General features: G+C 70.8%; 13 protein-coding genes. 7 read left to right on the top strand and 6 right to left on the bottom strand.

Annotated elements, in window-relative coordinates; genetic code table 11:
- Positions 1–91: 91 nt before the first annotated feature.
- On the bottom strand, positions 92–3223 hold the full coding sequence (locus ACGF5T_RS33955) for a glycosyl hydrolase 115 family protein (protein WP_366768544.1): 3132 nt from the start codon (positions 3221–3223) through the stop codon (positions 92–94).
- A 1332-nt stretch (positions 3224–4555) separates the two neighbouring features.
- Here ACGF5T_RS33955 and ACGF5T_RS33950 point away from each other — a divergent pair.
- From ACGF5T_RS33950 to ACGF5T_RS33925, 6 genes are all read left to right on the top strand, one after another.
- Positions 4556–5941 carry a cellulase family glycosylhydrolase gene (locus tag ACGF5T_RS33950; RefSeq protein WP_366768543.1) on the top strand — a complete coding sequence of 462 codons (1386 nt, stop codon included), beginning with the start codon at positions 4556–4558 and terminating at the stop codon, positions 5939–5941.
- A 401-nt stretch (positions 5942–6342) separates the two neighbouring features.
- Positions 6343–7389, top strand: coding sequence for a hypothetical protein (locus tag ACGF5T_RS33945; RefSeq protein WP_366768542.1), 1047 nt, complete (start codon positions 6343–6345; stop codon positions 7387–7389).
- A 75-nt stretch (positions 7390–7464) separates the two neighbouring features.
- On the top strand, positions 7465–7689 hold the full coding sequence (locus tag ACGF5T_RS33940) for a hypothetical protein (RefSeq protein ID WP_366768541.1): 225 nt from the start codon (positions 7465–7467) through the stop codon (positions 7687–7689).
- A 344-nt stretch (positions 7690–8033) separates the two neighbouring features.
- Positions 8034–8972 (top strand): aldo/keto reductase, encoded by a 939-nt coding sequence (locus ACGF5T_RS33935; protein WP_361016336.1) that lies wholly within the window; start codon positions 8034–8036, stop codon positions 8970–8972.
- 22 nt (positions 8973–8994) lie between these two features.
- The gene (locus tag ACGF5T_RS33930; protein ID WP_356610412.1) at positions 8995–9342 is read left to right on the top strand and encodes a MerR family transcriptional regulator; all 348 of its coding nucleotides are present in this window, start codon (positions 8995–8997) and stop codon (positions 9340–9342) included.
- A gap of 402 nt (positions 9343–9744) precedes the next feature.
- Positions 9745–10791: a protein kinase family protein gene (locus ACGF5T_RS33925; RefSeq protein WP_366768545.1), complete on the top strand. Its 1047-nt coding sequence runs from the start codon at positions 9745–9747 to the stop codon at positions 10789–10791.
- Positions 10792–11330: 539 nt separating this feature from the next.
- On the opposite strand, the gene ACGF5T_RS33920 is transcribed toward ACGF5T_RS33925, so the two are convergent.
- The 4 genes from ACGF5T_RS33920 to ACGF5T_RS33905 are packed head-to-tail and all read right to left on the bottom strand — an operon-like array spanning position 11331 to position 15937.
- Entirely contained in the window at positions 11331–12686 is a 1356-nt protein-coding gene (locus ACGF5T_RS33920) for a GH1 family beta-glucosidase (protein ID WP_356610413.1), read from the bottom strand.
- A gap of 56 nt (positions 12687–12742) precedes the next feature.
- Positions 12743–13582 carry a carbohydrate ABC transporter permease gene (locus ACGF5T_RS33915; RefSeq protein WP_356610447.1) on the bottom strand — a complete coding sequence of 280 codons (840 nt, stop codon included), beginning with the start codon at positions 13580–13582 and terminating at the stop codon, positions 12743–12745.
- Positions 13583–13610: 28 nt separating this feature from the next.
- Positions 13611–14606 (bottom strand): sugar ABC transporter permease, encoded by a 996-nt coding sequence (locus ACGF5T_RS33910; RefSeq protein WP_356610414.1) that lies wholly within the window; start codon positions 14604–14606, stop codon positions 13611–13613.
- 14 nt (positions 14607–14620) lie between these two features.
- Entirely contained in the window at positions 14621–15937 is a 1317-nt protein-coding gene (locus tag ACGF5T_RS33905; RefSeq protein WP_366768540.1) for a sugar ABC transporter substrate-binding protein, read from the bottom strand.
- 182 nt (positions 15938–16119) lie between these two features.
- On the opposite strand from ACGF5T_RS33905, the gene ACGF5T_RS33900 reads away from it, so the two are divergent.
- Complete coding sequence (locus tag ACGF5T_RS33900; RefSeq protein WP_356610416.1) at positions 16120–17442, top strand: ROK family protein; 1323 nt, start codon at positions 16120–16122, stop codon at positions 17440–17442.
- A gap of 443 nt (positions 17443–17885) precedes the next feature.
- Here ACGF5T_RS33900 and ACGF5T_RS33895 read toward each other — a convergent pair whose 3' ends face one another.
- Positions 17886–20318, bottom strand: a complete 2433-nt coding sequence (locus ACGF5T_RS33895) for a glycoside hydrolase family 3 C-terminal domain-containing protein (protein ID WP_366768539.1) — start codon at positions 20316–20318, stop codon at positions 17886–17888.
- Between the last annotated feature and the right edge of the window lie 72 nt (positions 20319–20390).

The following is a 20390-nucleotide window of genomic DNA, read 5'->3' as shown; positions in this document are numbered from 1 at the left end:
AACTGGCCACCCGCTACAAGGCCGGACTCCACCTCGCGGCACTCATCCTCTGGCTCCGCGAACCCACCCAAGATCGTTTGTCAGACAGTGCCTAGCGGACCCGCTTGCTCTCCGCCGGTCCGAGGTACGTCTCCGGCAGGCCGCCCGTGTCGATCAGCAGCCGCTGTACGACCACCGTGGGATCCACCGCCCAGAACGTGAGGCGGTGGGTGCCTGGACCCGCGAGCCGATGACGCGTCGCCGTGCGGTTGATGTTGTCGGAGGTGTTGCGCGCCCACTGCATGTTCATGGTCATGTCGTCGGAGCCCGTCGCGGCGACGATGTCGACCGTCCGGGGCGGTGCGTCGTCGAAGGACACCGCGTAGCGCAGGGCGCCGCCCGTCGCCAGGGCCGGGTTGCGGGGGGACACCTCCGCCCAGACCGTGACCTCCCCGTCCGGCCCTGCGGTCAGCAGCGTCACCTCGTACTCCAGGCGGGCGGACGTGGCCCGCCCCGGGACCTGCGCCGGCGCCGTGACCGGCCACAGGGTCATGCCCGACGTCGTACGGCCGATGCCGTCCAGGCGGCGCCAGGTGCCCACCGCGCGGTCGTGGTGTTCGGCGTCGACCGCCACGTAGCCGCCCGCTTCGACGAAGCCCCGCAGGCCTCGTCGGGCCGGCACGCGGGCCGTGCAGGTCACGGTCACCGAGGCGCCCGCGCCGGTGACCGTGAGGGTGGCCCGGGCCGCGTCCCGTGGGACGCGCGTGAAGTCGACTCGGGCCTCCAGCCGCACCTGCTGCCGCACGCGGCCCCGGGGCCGGTCCACCGTGAGCCAGGGAGCGGAGGTCTCCACCCGGTAGTCGAAGGGGACACTGCCCCGGTTGAAGATCTCCACGTACTGCTGCGGGCGGGTCTGGTACGGACTGAACTCGGGCAGTTCCGCCTGCCTGCCGCCTGCCCCGCCCGGCCACCACAGGCCCGCGTCCTCCGCCCCGTCCACGCACACGCCCAAGGCGGCCACTGCGGGCACCTCGATGCGCCGCACCGCCGGGAACAGCACGTCCGGCAGGGCCACGTTGTCCTTCTCCGGCTGCTGCCAGGGGGCGTTGGGACCGTAGCGGTCCACGTCGCCGTAACCGATGTGCGGCTGAGTCTGGAAACCCGCCCACTTCCCCCGCGCCACACGCGAGTTGAAGTGGTCGGCCAGGGCGAGGTCCTGGGCCAGTCCGTCCTCCGCCCGACGGGCCTGGTCGTTGGTCGCCGCCCGGCCCTGGGCGGCGTAGAGGAGGTTGGTGAACTCCGCCCTGCGCAGGGCGTACAGGTTGGCGGTGGCCGCGACCTCGTAGCCGACCAGCTCGAACCATGCGTCCTGGAGCCGTGCGGGCAGGCTCCGCGCCACGCGGTCCGCCCTCTTCGCCAGGTCCTGCCACTCGTGGGTGACCCGTTCGAGCTCCCGGTGGGCGAAGTAGTAGGGCGTCTGCCGGTCGTCGTACACGACCTCGCCGTCGCGCACGGTGATACGCCGGTTGAGCAACTCCGGCTTGCGGCGGGCCTGGAGGCGGCCGTACGCCGAGAGGATCCCGGCCACCGTCTCGGCGGCACCCTCGCCGAAGTTCTGGCGGGCGTAGCGCCGCTCCCACTCCCGCAGCCGCTCCTGCGGCCAGCGCTCCGGGTCCCAGGCGTAGGTGAGGAAGAACTCCGTGGGCAGCTCGTTGCCCTTGAGGTCACCGACGTTGACCACCCACAGGCCGTGGTTCCCGTAGGCATGCGCCTGGTGGAGCTGGTCCCAGGTGTTGGTGAGGTTGGCGGTGTCGACCCACTTGTAGTTGCGGCCGACGCCTACGTAGTCGAAGTGGTAGTAGAGACCGTAGCCGCCACTGCGGGCCGGCGCGGCGGGGTCGGGATGCTTGCGGACGTTGCCCCAGTTGTCGTCGGTGAGGACGACCGTGACGTCGTCGGGAGCGCGCAGTCCGCGGTCCCAGTAACGCTGGACCTCCTTGTAGAGGGCCCACACCTGAGGGGTTTCCTCGGCCGGCCGTCCGGTCACCGCCTCGATGATGCGGCGCTGCTCCGCGATGATCTCCCGCATCAGCTCGATGCCGTCGCCGTCGGGGAGGCTGGTGTCACCGTTGCCGCGCATGCCGAGGGTGACCACTCCCTCGAAGCCTTGGTCGACCATGCGCTGCACACCGGCCCGCCAGTACTTCTTGATCGCCTCGGCGTTGCGCACGTACGACCACTCGCCGGTGCCGCCGTAGGGGTCGTGGCCCTCGGTGACGATCGCGCCGGAGGCGTCGCGCACGGCGGGGGTGGCGTGCCGGTTCCACTCCTCGATACCGCGCATCATCGGCGCCTCGTGGGAGGTGCCCATGACGATGCCGTACTCCGCGGCGCGCCGGTGGTTGTCGGGGTCGTCCTCGGCGAAGGCCCGACCCCAGACCGCCGGCCAGAGGTAGTTGGCCTTGAGGCGGAGCAGAAGTTCGAAGACCTTGGTGTAGAAGTCGGCGGTGAAGCCGCCCGGGTAGCCCTCGGCCTTGCCGGGGCCGAAGTAGGCGGGCGCCCAGGTGCCGAGCGCCGGGTTCTCGTCGTTGATGAACACCCCCCGGTACTTCACGGTCGGGGTGCCCTGCGTGTGGCGGCCCGGGAGGATCCAGACGCGGTCGCGGCGGACCGGCGGCACGTCGTCCCACCAGTACCAGGGGGAGACACCCATGCCGTACGAGACGTCATAGGCGCCGAAGATCGTGCCGCGCGGGTCGCTGCCCGCGATGACCAGGGCCTGCTCGACCCCGGGCATCGGGTGGCCCACCACCGTCTGCAACGAGGTCTCCCAACGGCCGCGCACACCCGTGACGTCCAACTTCCCGGAGGTCACCAGGGAGTCCACGAGCCGGCTGCGGCCGAGGGTGCCGACCAGCACGGCGAAGCGGGCGACCGTGGTGCCGGGGCGCACCCCGGTGACGCGCGCGATGTCGGCACGCAGGTCCGCTGCCGCCCGCACGACTCCCGGGTGGTCGTCGTCGCTCACCAGGACCGGGGCGCCGACCAGGGGGAATGCACCCGGGTGCGGGCGGTGGGCGGCGAAGGAGACGTACGCCCCCGGGTCCGTCGTCCGCAGGCCGGACCCATCCCCGTCACCCGCCGCCGCCGCGGACGGCACCGGCAGCGCGACGGCCGACGACACCGCGGGCACCGCGGCCAGCCCGGCCCCGAGGACAGCCCTGCGACTGACGTGCGCAGACATGACACACCCCTCTCACCTCTGATTTGACAAGCGCCATGACAAATAGTGGGGGCGGTGACTACCGGGGAACAGGGGGCGAACAGTCCGAATAGTTTCGACCGCCCTGACGGCTCCGTGGGGTTGATGCGCGACTTGTCGGGACGACGGATCGGCCATCGCACCGCCTACCGCCTACCGCCTGCCTGCCGCCGTGAGATGACGGGCCCAGCGGGGGAGGCAAGGCGGCCGGCGTCAGAGAGGCCCGTGACAGTGCCCGTTCGAGGCTCCGGTGCACGAGGAGGCGACCGGCTTCCTGACCCTGTGTCGGGTCGATGCAGCGGACGGAGAAGTCGTTGAGGCAACAGTCACCTTCGTGCTGGTGTCAGACGCCGATGGCGGGGCCTCCCGTTTTCGGCCCTCTCCGAGGGGCCAGGAGGCAAGGGGCGAGTGCGGGGTAGGCGGGTAGGTATGGATGGCACACGACTTCGACAGGACGAGCAGAGTTCACAGGAAACCCGGGCCCGGGGGACGATGCGGATCTGGCGGTGGGCCAGGTGGGCGGCCCTGGTCCTCACGGCCGGCTGGGCGGTGAACTGGATCGCCCATCTCGTCCAGGGCGAGCAGGGCTGGGACCTCTGGTGGCCTCTGGTCAGTACCGTCATCTGGACCGCGCTGACCGTGTACGGCTTCAGGACCTACCGCCGGATCAGGACGAGGACTCTGCCGGCTCTTACCGGCCGCCCGTCTGTCTGACCCTCTCAGCTGGCGGCCCGTAGGCGCCCGGCACGGCAGGCACGCTGCCGACGTGCTCACCCTCTGCTCGGTCTACCGGCCCCAGCCGCCGCGGCGGCGGAGGGAGGAGGCGCTGATGAAGCTCGGCCGGAGGGTCCTCATCCCGCACCAGTTGCCGATGGGTGGACCCCTGCGTCCAGCCCGGCGTGCCGCGGTCGTCGACGCTCCCCCTCCACCGCTCATCCGCCCGCCGCGCAGTCGCAGAGGGAGAGTTACGGAAGGTTGATCTCGGCGTACTCCTCGACGGACGGCCCGTGAATCCGAACCGCCTCACCGTTCTGCGCTGATCACATCCACCGGTCGGCTTCGCAACGTGTGCACTGCACCGGTACGTGTCCGTTCGCCACGTCGCCTTCGTCGTCTCTTCCGGAGGCGAGGGCCACCGCGGCTGCTGCCTCGGGCAGGTCGTCACCACCGCCTATGACGCGTGCTCCTCACCGGCGCCGAACTTCGGCGGTCCGATGCCTATCGCGCGACAGCGCGCAGGTGTACGTTCTCGGGCCGATGGGTTTTGGGAGCGCTCCCATCCGACTGTGTCCGCTTCGTACGAGGAGGAACGCATTGAAACGCATCTTGGCCCTACTGGCGACCTGTGCGACGGCCGTCGGCCTCACCACGCTCGCCGGGCCTTCGGCGCAGGCTGCCACCGGCTGCAGGGTCGACTACACGATCACCAGTCAGTGGCAGGGCGGCTTCCAGGCAGGCGTGAAGATCACGAACCTCGGAGACCCCACCAGCGGGTGGAACCTCCAGTTCGCCATGCCGGATGACGGGCAGAAGGTCGTCCAGGGCTGGAACGCGACCTGGTCGCAGTCCGGCTCCACGGTCAGCGCCGCCGGCACCGGCTGGAACAGCACGCTGCCGACCGGCGCTTCGGCCGAACTGGGATTCGTGGGATCTTTCACGGGGTCCAACCCGAAGCCCGCTTCCTTCACGCTCAACGGCGTCACCTGCACAGGGTCCGTCACCGATCCGCCGACGGACCCCCCGACCGACCCACCCGCGACCGGCACGCCGGTGGCCACGAACGGCCAACTGCGCGTCTGCGGCGTGAACCTGTGCAACCAGTACAACCGCCCCGTGCAGCTGCGCGGCATGAGCACGCACGGCATCCAGTGGTTCGCCAAGTGCTACAACGGCGCCTCCCTGGACGCCCTCGCCGAGGACTGGAAGTCGGACCTGTTCCGCGTCGCCATGTACGTGCAGGAGCAGGGCTACGAGACCGACCCCGCAGGCTTCACCAGCCGGGTGAACGGCCTGGTCGACATGGCCGAGGCCCGCGGCATGTACGCGGTGATCGACTTCCACACGTTGACGCCGGGTGACCCGAACTACAACCTCGACCGTGCGAAGACGTTCTTCGCGTCCGTGGCCGCCCGCAACGCGGACAAGAAGAACGTCATCTACGAGATCGCCAACGAGCCCAACGGTGTGAGCTGGACGGCCATCAAGAACTACGCCGAGCAGGTCATTCCGGTCATCCGGGCCGCCGACCCGGACGCCGTCATCATCGTCGGTACCCGCGGCTGGTCCTCGCTGGGTGTCTCGGACGGGTCCAACGAGAGCGAGGTGGTCAACAACCCCGTGAACGCGACCAACATCATGTACGCGTTCCACTTCTACGCCGCGAGTCACAAGGACAACTACCGCGCGGCAGTGAGCCGAGCCGCCTCGCGACTGCCCCTGTTCGTGTCCGAGTTCGGAACGGTGAGCGCGACCGGCGGTGGTGCGATGGACCGGGCGAGCAGCATCGCGTGGCTGGACCTCCTCGACCAGTTGAAGATCAGCTACGCGAACTGGACGTACTCCGACGCCAATGAGGGCAGCGCGGCGTTCAAGCCGGGCACCTGCAACGGCAGCGACTACAGCAGCAGTGGTGTGCTGACCGAGTCCGGGGCGCTGATCAAGAGCCGCATCAGCACCGCTGACAACTTCCCGACCGGCTGATCCCCGACAGGGCTCCGGGTGCGCCCGCAGCCCTGTCGTTGTCTGGGAGCGCTCCCGGCGTCAGCGGAAACTTTGGGCTTCCGGCCGTCACCAGGCAGCCCAGCCGTCGATCGCCGGGAGTCCTTTCCGGCGGTGCGATGGAAGTGTCGGCGAAGCGGTGGCGGTGCCCATCCGACCATCCCCATGACGGGGAAGGGCGGCCCGGTGTCGCACGGGCGATGGCCCGGTCGGCCGCCGCCCCGCGAACGTGTGCTCCATCCGCCCCATGCTCCGCGGCGCGGCGCGGCGCAGCTCCGGCACGGAAGCGGTCCACTGCCCACTGGTTCGTTCCGGCCGACTCAACCGGTCATACTGGTCCAAAGAGGACCAAATGCCCGGGCGAGTTCGCGGAGGCGCAGCGGATGCAGCACCACGCAAGGAACGGTGCCGACCACACGGGAGACGCCGAGCAGGAGCCGGACACGTACGACGACGTGGAGCCGTACGACGACGAGGTCGAGGAGCCGCTCGACGAGGACGAAGGCGAGGACGAAGCCGAGGAGGACGAGGAGGAGGCGGCCGCGGTCCGGAAGGGCGGTGCGCCGGACGAGCGGAGTCCCGACGTCTTCCTGGACGTCCCCCAGCTCAAGGTCGACGAGATCGATCTCGACGTGGAGGATCTGCGCGCCCGCGTCTCCCTCCAGGCGGAGGTGCTCGACCTGCTCAAACTGAACGTGGGCGCCGACGTCGCGCTCGGCAAGGTCCATCTCGGCATCTCGGGGGTGGAGGCACAGGCCCAGCTGAGGGTTCGGTTGGACAACGTCGCACTGATCATCAACCGGGTCCTGACCACGCTCGACCGCAATCCGCAGATCCTGGAGGAGCTGGCCCGCGGTGCCGCATCCGCCGTACGGGACGTCGGAGAGGGCGCGGGATCGGCCGTTCAGGACGTCGGAGAGGGCGCCGGCTCCGCGGTCGAGGACGCCGGCAGCGGCCTGGGGCAGGCCGCCGGGGCTGTCGGACAAGGTGTGGGGGAGGCGATCGAGGACGTCGGCGGGAGCGCGGGCGAAGCCGTCGGAGAGGCGGGCAGGGCAGCGGGCCGGGCCGTGGACGACGTCGGCGACGCGACCGGGGAGGCCGGCCGGGCCGTCGGGCGGACGGCTGACCAGGCCGGCAGCAGTGCCGGGCGCACCGCACAACGCACCGACGAGGCGGTCGACCCAGGCGGCAGGAGCGTAGCCGACGCGGCGTCCGGGAGTGGGGAGAAGGTGCGCAGAGCGACCTCTCGGGCGGGTGCGACCGCCGGGGCATCGGGCCGGACGGCAGCGCGGCGGACGGCCGGGCGGACCGGCGAGGGCTCCGCGAGCGGCGGCTCCGCCGTGCGGCGGCGCCGTACCAAGGACAACGAGCCGGACGCCCCGCGACCCACGGGGCGCCGCCGCGCCGAGAAACGCGACGAGCCGCCGTGAAGGGACTCGCCGCCGCGCCCGGCTGCCGAAGCCTCCACCGGAGACTCCGGACCCGACGTCTCCTTCGACGCGGTCGTGAGCGGCGACCGCCTCCGCTTCGAGGAGGCGCCGCGCACCCGGGTCTCCTTCCCCGGCACCGGAGCGCGCGAGTCGGTGTCCCACAGTGCGCGGACCAACCTGCCCCGAAGGGTGAACCCCGGGTCCGAGTACCAGGACGTGACCGTGGGCTACCACCTCGGCAGCCGTCTGACCGGGGAGCCGGAGAACGGACGGGCACGGCCGCCCGGACAGGCACCATAGGTCGGCCGACTGGTACCGGGCGGAAAGGTTGCGAGCAGAGGTGCAGTCCCTCGTCGCCGTCGCTCGGGCCCCGGGCTGCGTACGCGTAGTTGCCGGGGCGCACCCACCGTGCCTGTGCTCGACCAGCTCCCCGACCAGTGTGGTGGCGTGTGCACCGGGCCCGGAGACCGACCGTAGCGGCCTGGACGCCGAGCGAGTCGGCAGGGCGGCGTGCCGGTGCCGGTGCCGGTGCCGGTGCCGGTGCCGGTGCCGGTGTCGCTGTCGAGGGCGAACGGCCATAGCTGTTTCTCCCGCGGGAACGGTCTCTTGACCTGGAGCGCGCTCCAGATTCGAGGATGGGCGGCATGAAGAGCACTGACCCTCAGATCGTCCTCGGAACAATGGACTTCGGCACCCGCGTCGACCCCGATCGGGCCTTCGCGATCCTTGATACCTTCGTCGCCGGCGGTGGTGTCTGGCTCGACACCGCGAACTGCTACTCCTTCTGGGCCGATCCCAGCGGCGTCGGCGGGGCCAGTGAGCGCCTCATCGGCGCGTGGCTCCGGGCCCGTCCGGGCGTGCGCGACTCGGTGCGGATCGCGACGAAGGTCCGGCAGAACCCGCTCGTTCCGCACTCCTGGCCGGAAAGCGCCGAAGGACTCTCGGCCCGTGCCGTCCACGTCGGTGTGCAGGAGAGCCTGGGACGCCTGGGAGTCGACCACGTCGATCTGCTCTGGGCCCATGCCGAGGACCGCACCGTGCCGCTGGAGGAGACGGTCGGCGCCTTCGGTGAACTGGTCGCGAAGGGAGTGGCCCGGCGGGTCGGAGCGGCGAACCACGCCGCCTGGCGCGTCGAGCGCGCCCGGTCACTCGCGCGGGAGCAGCGCGTGGAACCGTGGACGGCCCTGCAACTGCGCCACTCACTCGTCCAACCGCGCCCGCTCACTCCCCTCGCTGAGGCCGGCCACCGCATGCTCGCCGCCGAGGACCTGGACCTCGCGCGCTCGGAAGGGCTCGCCGTGTGGTCGTACACCTCGTTGATGTGGGGTTCCTACGAGCGCGCGGACAAGCCACTTCCGCGAACCTATGATCACCCTGGGACCACCCGGGTGCTCGCGGTGCTGGACGACATCGCCGACGAGCTCTCGACCACGAGGAACCAGGTCGTGCTGGCATGGCTGATGCGGCAGGGAATCGATCCCCTCGTCGGCGTGAGCAGGGTGGAGCAGATCGAGCAGGCACTCGCCGCACGCCGCGTGCGACTCAGCGACGAGCACCTGGCGCGCTTCGTCGAAGCACGTTAGGGACAAGGACCCAAGGAGCCCCATGACCGCCCTGGCCCCAGCAGCGGCCGCCGACCGCACCGGCGTCTCCATCGACACGCTGCGCTACTACGAGCGCGAAGGGCTCATCGGCCCGATCCGGCGTTCCGTCGGCGGGCGCAGAGAGTACACCGAGGACGACCTCTTCTGGATCGGCCTGGTCACCTGTTTCCGCGAGGCCGGACTCGGCATCGCGGACCTGCGGGGATTCGTCGCCCTCCTGCGCGCAGAGCACCCTGCGCAGGAGCGGGTGGCCTTCCTCCGCGAGCGCCGTGCAACCCTGGAGCAACGGGTGACAGCCCTGCGCCGGGCGATGGAAGTTCTCGACGAGAAGATCGCCTACTACAGCTGAGCGGGGGCGCCGTCGACGGACTCGACGGCGCTGGGTCCTCAAGCGCAGCGTCTGGTGGCTCTTCGACCGACCGCAGGCTCGGCCGTCCCTTCGAGCGCAGTCGGGCGAGCTGTTCGCCAGGGAGGGGCGTAGGCGACTGGTCGAGCCTGGCGGGCCAGGGTCTGTTGCGGAAGTGGATCTTGACCGCGGGATGCTCGTGCTGTGTGGCAGTGAACATCGAGAGCTCCGGGGTGCCGGACGAGAGGCCGAGCCGCCGGGTCCGGCGGAGGGCTGATGGTCGTCCGGGCACGTGGAGATCTGACGGACGCGCAATGGGCAGTGCTGGAACGCCTGTTGCCGGAGGGTAAGAACTGTTGGACAAGAGGCGGAGCACGGTTGGAGGCGTGAGTGAAGGGCCTTGGTATGTCCCGCGGTGCTCGTCTGACGGCTCACGGCGCCGTTTCCACATCGCTGGCGCTGCGCAGTGACCGCAGTCTGCGCGAGTTCGTGGACGCCGGCGTACCGCTGGGGTCGGGCATCGGTGGGACGACGGTCCTGCTGGACGTGGAGGGGACTCAGGTCTTCGTCAAGCAGGTACGGCTGACCGATCTGGAGCGACGGCCGGAGCATGTTCACTCCACCGCGAATCTGTTTGGGCTCCCTGCCTTCTGTCACTACGGTGTCGGTACCATCGGCGGCCCGGGGTTCGGGGCCTGGCGGGAGTTGGCCGCGCACATCATGACGACGAACTGGGTGGTCGCGGGTGACTACGAGGGCTTCCCTCTGATGTACCACTGGCGGGTGCTCCCAGACTCCGGCCAACTACTGCCCGAGGAACTGGCCGATGTGGATCGAGCTGTCGCCTACTGGGGAGGTGGATCAGCGGTACGCCGGCGGATCGAAGCTCTCCAGCATTCCACGGCCAGCGTTGTGCTGTTTCTGGAGTACATCCCGCAGAACCTGCACGACTGGCTGGGCGTCCGGGTCGGGACCGGCGACGAGGCGACCGAACAGGCCTGCGCCGTGGTCGACGACGAGCTGAGAGCCGGCATCTCGTTCATGAACGCCCGCGGACTTCTGCACTTCGACGCCCACTTCGAGAACATCCTCACCGACGGCCGACGGCTCTTCTTCACCGACTTCGGCCTCGCGATCTCCTCACGCTTCGACCTCACACGGGACGAGGCCGACTTCGTCGACCAGCACCGCGGCTACGACCAGTGCTATGCCGTCACCCACCTGGTGAACTGGTTGGCCGTCGCTCTCTACGGATACACACCGGAAGAACGCAGGACGTTTGTGAATGCTTGGGCTCAAGGGGCGCCCCTCGAGGGGGTGCCCGCGTCGGTCGCGGCGCTTATGGTCCGTTACTCACCGGTCGCCGCGGTGATGGGCGACTTCTATCGCGAGTTCCAGCAGGAGAGCCGAGCAGCTCCCCATCCGCCGGCAACGACATGTCGGATCTGGTGAAGTACGTCATCAGCGGCAGCCCGTCACAGGCGGGTGGTGAACCGATCGCGCTACCCCGGAGGCAGCGGCAGCGGCAGCGGCAGCGGCAGTGGCACCGGCACCGTCCTCGGCCTCACCGTCACTGGCTCATGGCTCCAGGAGAAAAATGATCACTGCGACGTCCGGAATCGGATTCGACAATCCAGTAGCTACGTGGACCCTGGGAGGTCTCGTTCTGGTGGCTGCCATTCTCCTGGCCCACTGGAGCTACAAGAGGGAGAAGAAGTAGCGGTCGAAGCTCAGGCGAACGGTGGCGGCCGCCGGCAGGGGCCGAGGATGACCGGACGGGGCCGATGCCGTACAGGGCCTCGACCGGCAGCGGCGCCGGCCGGTCGGCCGCCTGGCCGGGGACGGCTGAAGGAACAGGTCGCGTTCGGGGTCCCCGCGCACCAGGACGCGCTCACCGGCCACGGGTGTTTCGCCGCGTGGCGACGGAGGGCCCTGTCGGCGGGCTTCCCCTTGCGGGGACCGGCGACAGGGCCCACCCGGTACCGACGCGGTCAGGAGTGGGACTCCCGGTGGGCGCGGATGAGGTCGGCGTACCGCCTGCCACTGGTCTTGATGGTGCGGGCCTGGGTCGCGTAGTCGACGTGGACGAGGCCGAAACGCTTGTCGTAGCCGTAGGCCCACTCGAAGTTGTCGAGCAGGGACCAGGCGTAGTAGCCGGCCAGGGGGGCGCCCTTGCGGATCGCCCGGGCGCAGGCGGCCACGTGCTGTTCCAGGTAGCGGGCCCGGTCGGGGTCGTGGACCTCGCCGTCGGGGCGGACGGTGTCCGCGAACGCGGAGCCGTTCTCGGTGACGTACAGCTTGCGTACCCCGTAGTCGTCGGTCAGGCGCAGCAGCAGGGCCTCCAGGCCGCCGGCGTCGATCTGCCAGTCCATGCCGGTGCGCGGTACGTCGGGCAGCCGGACCTCACGGGCGTACGGGACGGGACCCTCGGGGTCGTCGGTGACGGTGGCCGGGAAGTAGTAGTTGAGGCCGTGCCAGTCGAGGGGCGTGGCGATCGTGTCCAGGTCGCCGGGACGTTCGGGCAGTTCCACGCCGTACAGTTCGCGCATGTCGGTGGGGAAGCCGCGGCCGTAGACCGGGTCCAGCCACCAGCGGTTGGTGTGGCCGTCCATGCGGGTGGCCGCCGCGAGGTCCTCCGGACGGGTCGAGGCGGCCTCGACGGTGGAGTGGTTGGTGACCAGTCCCACCTGCGCGCCCGGTGCCGCCGCCCGGACCGCCTGGGTGGCGAGACCGTGTGCGAGGAGCAGGTGGTAGGAGGCGCGGACGGCGGCGGTCAGGTCGGTCAGGCCGGGTGCCATCCGGCCCTCCAGGTGGCCGATCCAGCCGGAGCACAGGGGTTCGTTCAGCGTGGCCCACTGGGTGACGCGGTCGCCGAGGCGGCCGGCCACGACGGAGGCGTATGCGGCGAGGTGTTCCGCGGTCTCGCGCACGGTCCAGCCGCCGCGGTCCTGCAGCGTCTGCGGGAGGTCCCAGTGGTAGAGGGTGACGTTGGGGGTGATCCCCGCGTCGAGGAGGCCGTCGACGAGCCGGTCGTAGAAGTCGAGTCCGGCCGCGTTGACCGGACCGTCACCGCCGGGCACGATCCGGGGCCAGGCGATGGACAGGCGGTAGGCGTCGGCGCCGAGCCGCTTCATCAGGGCGATGTCCTCGGGCCACCGGTGGTAGTGGTCGCAGGCCACGTCGCCGTGGTCGTCGTTCTCGATCTTCCCCGGGGTGTGGGAGAAGGTGTCCCAGATCGACGGTGCCCGGCCGTCCTCGGCGATGGCGCCCTCGATCTGGTAGGCGGAGGTGGCCGTGCCCCAGGTGAAGTCGGCGGGGAAGGCGGCGAGGTCAGGCGAATCGGACACAGAGGGCCTCTCTGGGGTGGTCGGGTGGTGTGCGGCGGGGGTCGCGGTCCGGGCGGTTATTTGACGGCGCCGGCGGTGAGGCCGGTGACGAGGTAGCGCTGGAGGAGCAGGAAGCCGGCGACGACGGGCAGGCTGACGACGAGTGAGGCGGCCATGACCTGGTTCCAGTACACGTCGTTCTGGGTGGAGTAGCCCTGGAGACCCACCGCGAGCGTGCGGGTGGTTTCGTTGGTCATGACCGAGGCGAAGAGCACCTCGCCCCAGGCCGTCATGAAGGCGTAGACGGCGACGGCGACGATGCCGGGGATCGCGGCGGGCACGATGACCCGGAAGAGGGCGCCGAGCGGTCCGCAGCCGTCCACCTTGGCCGCCTCGTCGAGGTCCCTGGGCACGGAGTCGAAGTAACCGATCAGCATCCAGATGGAGAACGGCAGGGAAAAGGTGAGGTAGGTGAGGATGAGGCCGCCGCGGGAACCGAAGAGGGCGATGCCGGTGGCGTTGCCGATGTTGACGTAGATGAGGAACAGCGGCAGCAGGAACAGGATGCCCGGGAACATCTGGGTCGACAGCACGGTCACCGTGAAGACGCGCTTGCCGCGGAAGGAGTACCGGCTGACCGCGTAGGCCGCGAACACGGCGATGGTGACGGAGCAGACCGTGGCCGCGCCCGCCACGATCAGCGAGTTCATGAAGTAGTCGGCGAGCGGGACCGTCTCCCAGATGTCGAAGTACGGGCGGACGGTGAGGCCCGAGGGGAACCACTCGAACTTGCCCGACACGTCCTCCAGCGGCTTCAGCGAGCTGGAGACCATCACGTAGACCGGCAGCAGGACGAAGACCGTGAGGAGGGTCAGGAAGACACGGCGGCTCCACAGGAAGGACCGCGGGGCCGCCATCGGGGAGCGGGGCCGGCGGGCGGTGGGGCTAGACATCGGAGGCCTTCCTTCCTCGGGAGGTGAACCAGAGGTACGCGCCCGTCACCACGAGCAGGAACAGGAGCAGCAGGACCGACATCGCGGAGCCCGTTCCGAAGTTCCAGGTCTGGAACGAGGACTGGTAGATGTGGATGGAGATCAGGTCCGCGGCTTCCGGCGCGGCCTTGCCGAACAGGACGAAGGGGGTGTTGAAGTCGTTGAAGGTCCACAGGAACAGCACCAGGACCAGGACCTGGTTGACGGGGCGCAGGGCCGGCAGGGTGATACGGCGGATCTGCTGCCAGACTCCCGCGCCGTCCAGTGCCGCGGCCTCGTAGATGTCCCTCGGGATGTTCTGGAGGCCGGCCATGATGATGAGGAAGGCGAAGGGCCAGCCCTTCCACACCGAGACGACGAGCAGCGCGATGAAGCTGTTGTCGCCGATCAGCCAGAACGGGGCGCTGTCGGTGAGACCGAGCTGGTCGTGCAGTACGTGGTTGACCAGTCCGTTGTCCCGCTGGAACATGAACGACCAGGTGATGACGGCGGCGTAGACGGGCAGCGCGTACGGGACGAGGAAGACCGTGCGCAGGAAGCCCCGGCCGCGGAACGACTCCTGCATGAAGATCGCGGCGGCGACACCCAGCAGCCAGCACAGGCCCACGGAGAGAACCGTGAACAGGCAGGTGGTGAAGAAGGAGTTGAGCAGCGCCTCGCCCACGGGGGCGTCGAAGTCGACCGACAGCTTGTAGTTGTCGAGACCGGCCCAGGGCGCGGTGCCCCAGTCGCGGATGTAGAACTGGGTCAGCTCCTTGAAGCTGACGACGATGCCGATCACCATCGGCACCAGGTGGACCAGTAGTTCGAGGAGGATCGCGGGGGCCAGGAGCAGATACGGCAGTCCGATGCGGCGCAGCCGCCCGGAGCGGCGCTTGCGCGGCGCCGCTCCGGGGTCGTCCTTGCGTGCCGTCCGCTCGCCTGCGTCGAGGTCAGCGGTCGTAGTCATGTGGGTGTCCGCACTCACTTCTTGGGCATCTGCTGCTGGGCCTTCTCGAGCTTGGCCCGCACTGACTCGGTGGTCACCGCACGGCCGGCGGCGGCGTCGGCGAAGAGTTCCTTGACCGCGGTGCCGACGACGGTCTCGAACTGCGACTCCTCGGGGACCTGGGGCAGCGCGGCGGCACTGGTGGCGAGGGTCTCCCGCAGCACGGTGAGGGCCGGGCCGTTGAAGGCCTCGTCCTGCTGGGCCGCCTTGACCGGCGGGATGGAGCCGTAGGCCTTGTTGAGGACGACCTGCTCCTCGTCGCTGGTCATGAACTTCACGAACTTCTTGGCGCCGTCGATGTTCTTGGTGTTCTTGAAGACGGCCATGTTGATGCCCGCGACCATGGAGTTGGTGGCCTTGCCGGCGCCCGGCTGACCGGACTGCACGGGAGCGGGCGCGACGCCCCACTCGTCGTCGTTCATGCCCTGCGCCTTGAAGGTGGCCGACGCCGTCTGCCACAGCACCATGGCCGTCTTGTCCTTGGCGAAGTCGCTCAGGGACTGGTTCTGCGCGTACTCGGCGTTGCCGGGCGCGACGATCTTGTCCTTGGCCATCAGGTCGACGTACTGCTTGACCGCCGCCACGGCCCCGTCGGACGTGAAGTCGGCCTTGCCGTCGGCGGTGAAGAAGTCCGCGCCGTGCTGCTTGCCGAGCACGAAGACCTGGTGGATGTTGTTCGACAGGTTGGATCCCTCGGCGCCGAGGCCCCACTTGCCGTCCTTGGAGAGCTTGCGGCCGGTCTCGGCCAGCTCGTCCCAGGTCGCCGGCGGCTTCTCGATGCCCGCGTCGGCGAACATCTTCTTGTTGTAGTAGAGCGCGTAGGCCATGGAGTAGAGCGGGACGGCGGCCGGGTCCTGGCCCTGTACGCCGGTGGAACCGAGCGCGGACTCCACGAAGCGGTCCCTGCCGCCGATCGCCTCGAAGTTCTTCGCGTCCCAGGGCAGGAGGGCGCCGCTGGACTGCAGCGACGCGCTCCAGGTGTTGCCGATGTTCAGGACGTCGGGGCCCTGACCGGAGGTGGTGGCGGTGAGGATGCGGTTGAGGAGGTCCGCCCAGGGCACGACCTCCAGCTTCACCTTGATGCCGGTCTCCTTCTCGAACTTGTCGAGTTCCGGCTGGAGGACCTTCTTGTCGACCTCGAGGTTGGCGCCCTGGTTGGAGGCCCAGTAGGTGAGGGACTTCGGCTGCTCGTTGGAGCCCTCCGAACCGGACGATCCCCCGCCGCAGGCAGCCAGGGTGAGGGCGAACGAGAGGGTGACGGCGCCGACGGCTGCGGCTCTGATTCTGCGCATGACTCCAGAGGCCTTCCGGAAAGTGACGGGGTCGCCCGCGGAGGGGGGCGGAGCGTCGCCCCACGGTCCCCGAAATCCCCCACGGCTTAATTTAGGATGTGAGTTAAACCTCATGTGAAGGTCGCGTCAAGGGCCTTACCGCATGTAAGTTGCGGTGAGGAGCATCGGACGAGGGGGCGAGGTTGAGAGTGCGCAGCGGCCGTACAGTGCGTGACCTGCGGCGGGAGAATCGCACCGCGGTATTGCAACGGTTGTATTTCGACGGGCCGCTCAGCAGGTTCTCCCTGGGACCGGCCACCGGGCTCAGTTCCGGCTCGGTGAGCAACGTGGTCTCGGAGCTGGTCGCCGAGGGCCTGGTGGAGGAGGCCGGAAGCGTCGACTCCGCCGGCGGGCGTCCCCGCACGCTGCTGCGCATCAGCGCGCGCAGCGGCTACATGATCGGCGTGGACATCGGCGAGACCCGGGTGCGGATCGAACTCTTCGACCTCGCCCTGACCGAGTTGGCCCGGATCGAGAGGCCGTTGGAGGCCACCGGCCCGCGCCGCGTCGACCGCTACGACGTCGGCCTCGTCATGACGCACCTTCGCGACGGCATCCCCGAGGTCCTGGCCGAGGCCGGCATCGCGGTGGAGCGGCTGCTCGGCGTCGGGATCGGGGTGCCGGGCATCGTCGCCAGGACCGCCGAGGACGGTGCGGTGGTGCACGGCCAGACGATCGGCTGGGACGCCGTCCCGCTGGAGCGGTTGCTGCGCGAGTCCCGGATCCTGCCCGACACCGTGCCGTACTACATCGACAACGGGGCCAAGACGCTCGGCCAGGCGGAGATGTGGTTCGGTGCCGGCCGCGGCGCGCAGAGCGCGGCGGTGGTGCTCTTCGGCTCCGGAGTCGGTGCCTGCGTCGTCGGGGACGACATGCGACCGGGCCGAGCCGTGGAATGGGGGCACCTGACGGTGCGCGTGCGCGGGCGCCGGTGCCGCTGCGGCGCCCAGGGCTGCCTGGAGGCGTACGCGGGTGCGGAGGCCCTGCTCCAGCGCTGGGCGGAGGCGGGCGGGCGGCCGCCCGCGGGCGTGGACGAGGAGACCGCGCTCACCGCGATGCTCGCGGCCGCCTACCCGGAACCCTGCGCGTCCGGGACCGGCCCGGAACCCGACGCCACGGCGCTGGCCGTCCTGGAGGAGACCGCCGAGTACCTCGGTGCGGGGTTCTCCGACCTGATCAACCTCTTCCAGCCCGAACGCATCCTGGTCGGCGGCTGGGCCGGACTGCAGCTCGGCCGCCGCTTCCTGGACGCCGTGACGGCCCACGCCACCTCCTACGCCCTGACGTATCCCGCCGCCCGTGTCCGCATCGACCTCGGCACCCTGGGGCCGGACGCCGTCACCGTGGGAGCCGCCATCCTGCCGCTCGCCGACTTCTTCGCCCGGGGTGGCCGGCCGGAGCAGGCCGAGCCGGTGGAACAGGACCCGGCGTGGCGGACGGCGCTGCGGGAGCGGTCGGTGCAGTGACGGCGCCGTGCCGCCCGCTGCCGTCCGGCGGCCGTGCCGATCCGCGGACCGCCACCCGCACCCACCCACCGCTCACCACCACCCGCCGCCGACAACCGCCCGCCGACCGCCACCCGCAACCGCCCACCGCTCACCACCCGCCGCCGACCGCCACCCGCAACCGCCCACCGCTCACCACCCGCCGCCGACCGCCACCCGCAACCGCCCACCGATCGCCACCACCCGCCGCCGACCGCCACCCGCAACCGCCCACCGATCGCCACCACCCGCCGCCGACCGCCACCCGCACCCACCCACCACCCGCACCCACCACCCGCGCAAGCAGAGACCGTGCGCGTGCGTCATGGCCTCCGTCGCACCCCTCGCTCCCGGCGCCGCAGCCCCGGGCGCAGCACGGCCCCGGCCCCGCGCCGCAGCCCCCGGGCGAGGTGCGGACCCGCCCGTCACGGGCCGCCGACCGTGACCGTCCCCTCCCACCGCACGTCCCCCACCGACCTGCCCACCATCAGACGGTAGGGACCGGGCTCCGTCACCCAGCCCCGGTCCGCCTCCGACCAGTGCCGTAGCGCCCTAGCGCCCACCACCACCTCGGCGCTCGCGGTCCCGCCCGCCTCCGCGCGCACCGCCGCGTGACCGGCGAACCAGCGCACGGGACGCTCCACCGCCGATCCGGGGCGAGCCAGGTAGACCTGTACGACCTCGCGCCCGGCGCGCTCACCGGAGTTGCGCACCTCCACCCGCACCGTGAACGGCTCGTCGGCCAGGACGCGCGCCGGAGCCTCCACGGCCGCGTACTCCCACGTCGTGTAGCCGAGCCCGTGGCCGAACCAGTAGGCGGGCTCGCGACCGGACCGCAGCCACGCCCGGTGGCCGATGTGCAGGCCCTCGGTGTACTCCAGTCGGCCGTCGACCGGCCGGGTACGCGTGACGGGGGCGTCCGCCAGGGATGCAGCCCAGGTGGTGGGCAGTCGGCCGCCGGGCTCCGCGAAGCCGAACAGGACGTCGGCCAACCCTCCACCGGCCTCCTGTCCCGGGAACCAGGTGAGCAGCACGGCGCCCACCTCGCCGCGCCAGGGCAGCTCGACCGGTCCGCCGCTGTTGACCACCACCACCGTGCGGGGATTCGCGGCGGCCACCGCGCGGACCAGCCCGTCCTGGATCTCGCCCAGCGACAGCCCGGCCCGGTCGTACCCTTCGGTCTCGCCGTGCTCGGTGGTGCCGACGACCACGATCGCGGCATCGGCTTCGCCGGCCGCCCGCACGGCGTCCTCCAGCGCGGTCGCCGGGTCCGGCTCCGGCGGCGCGGCGGTGACGACGGTGGCGCGCCCTCGGCCGGGCACCAGTTCGCGCCGCGCCACCACGTGCACGGGCCGCTTGGTGGCGAGTACCGTGCGCGCCGTGTGCACGGGCGGGTTGACGTGGACGACGGCCGGGTCGTCCGTGTCACCGGGGAACTCCCCGTCCACCAGCACCCGGTCGTCGACGGTGAGCGTCATGCGCCCGAATCCCCCGACGCCGAAGGTCCATCTCCCCGCCTGCCGGGGACGCAGCACCGCCGAGATCTCCACCGTGTGGGCGCCCGGCGGCAGGTCCGGCTCCAGTTGCCGGCCCGAGAGCCGGTGCTCGGCGAGCAGTTCCCGCCCCGCCGCGTCCAGCACCCGCAGGAGCACGCCGGGGGTGCCCGAGCGCGGGTCGCCGCAGTCGTCGGTGCCGAGGGGAGCGGGCGGGGATCCCGGCGCCGGGCCGGGTGCGTACACCACCCCGGCCCGGCCCCGCAGTCGGGCTCGGATGCCCGCCAGCGGAGTGACCACGTCGGAGCAGAACACACCCGCACTGCCCCCGCCCTGGACGCGCGGCGACGCGGCGTGCACGCCGACGACGGCGACGGTGGACACCTCGGCGGGGTCGAGGGGCAGGACGGCGTCGTTGCGCAGCAGCACACAACCGGCACTGACGGCGCGGCGCAGCAGCGCCCGGGTGTCGCGGGACGTCACGGCGGGCGCTCTGCGCGGGTGACGTGGTTCCAGCGCGCCCACGCGGGCGGCGAGCCGGAGCAGCCGACGCACCTTGTCGTCGACCGCCTCCTCGGCGACCCGACCGTCCTTCACCGCCCGCACCAGGGCGACGCCCCAAGGGCTCTCCGGCCCCGGCATCGCCAGGTCGAGGGCGGCGCGGCCGGTCTCCTCGGTGGTGCGCACGGCGGCCCAGTCGGAGACGGCGACACCGTCGAACCCCCACTCCTCCTTGAGGGGTTCCGCCAGGAGCGGGCTGGCCGTCATCGTAGTGCCGCCGACGGCGTTGTAGCCCGCCATGACGAGCCACACCCCGGCCTCGACGGCCGCCTCGAAGGGCGCGAGGTACACCTCCCGCAGGGTGCGGTCACCGGCCCGGACGTCGACGGTGAGCCGGTCGGTCTCGGAGTCGTTGCCGACGTAGTGCTTGGCGGTGGCCGCCACACCGTGCGCCTGGATGCCCCGGATGAGCGCGGCCCCGGTACGGCCGGTCAGTTCCGGGTCCTCCGAGAAGCACTCGAAGTGCCGGCCGCCCAGCGGACTGCGGTGCAGATTGAGCGTGGGGGCGAGGACCACGTCGACACCCTTGCGGCGGGCCTCGGCGGCGAGCAGGCCGCCGAGCCGCTCGACCAGTTCCTCGTCCCACATCGCGCCCAGGGCGGAGGCGGAGGGCAGCAGGGCCGAGGTGCGCCGCTCGTCCCATGCCTCGCCGCGCACCCCGGCGGGTCCGTCCGAGGTCACCATCTCCCGCAGACCGACGGCGTCTTCGCCTGCGGTGCGCCAGGTCGTCGCGCCGGTGAGCAGGCGCACCTTCTGTTCGAGGCTCAGCCTGCCGATGAGCCGATCCAGTGCCCCGTCGTCCATGTCCGCCCCGCCTCCTGCCCTTCCCTCACTGGGAGAGCGCTCTCCCAACCGTCTGACGTGCACCTCACCCCC

It is taken from the genome of Streptomyces sp. NPDC047853, assembly GCF_043204535.1.
Classification (GTDB): domain Bacteria; phylum Actinomycetota; class Actinomycetes; order Streptomycetales; family Streptomycetaceae; genus Streptomyces.
Note: the sequence above shows the minus strand (reverse complement) of the source record. Positions and strands in the feature narration are given on the sequence as shown.

Excerpts from the sequence above, each read along its gene's own strand:
- ACGF5T_RS33910 (WP_356610414.1), bottom strand. The coding sequence starts at position 14,606 with ATGACTACGACCGCTGACCTCGACGCAGGCGAGCGGACGGCACGCAAG.
- ACGF5T_RS33955 (WP_366768544.1), bottom strand. The coding sequence starts at position 3,223 with ATGTCTGCGCACGTCAGTCGCAGGGCTGTCCTCGGGGCCGGGCTGGCC.
- ACGF5T_RS33945 (WP_366768542.1), top strand. The coding sequence starts at position 6,343 with ATGCAGCACCACGCAAGGAACGGTGCCGACCACACGGGAGACGCCGAG.
- ACGF5T_RS33915 (WP_356610447.1), bottom strand. The coding sequence starts at position 13,582 with ATGGCGGCCCCGCGGTCCTTCCTGTGGAGCCGCCGTGTCTTCCTGACC.
- ACGF5T_RS33905 (WP_366768540.1), bottom strand. The coding sequence starts at position 15,937 with ATGCGCAGAATCAGAGCCGCAGCCGTCGGCGCCGTCACCCTCTCGTTC.
- ACGF5T_RS33930 (WP_356610412.1), top strand. The coding sequence starts at position 8,995 with ATGACCGCCCTGGCCCCAGCAGCGGCCGCCGACCGCACCGGCGTCTCC.
- ACGF5T_RS33895 (WP_366768539.1), bottom strand. The coding sequence starts at position 20,318 with ATGGACGACGGGGCACTGGATCGGCTCATCGGCAGGCTGAGCCTCGAA.
- ACGF5T_RS33925 (WP_366768545.1), top strand. The coding sequence starts at position 9,745 with ATGTCCCGCGGTGCTCGTCTGACGGCTCACGGCGCCGTTTCCACATCG.
- ACGF5T_RS33935 (WP_361016336.1), top strand. The coding sequence starts at position 8,034 with ATGAAGAGCACTGACCCTCAGATCGTCCTCGGAACAATGGACTTCGGC.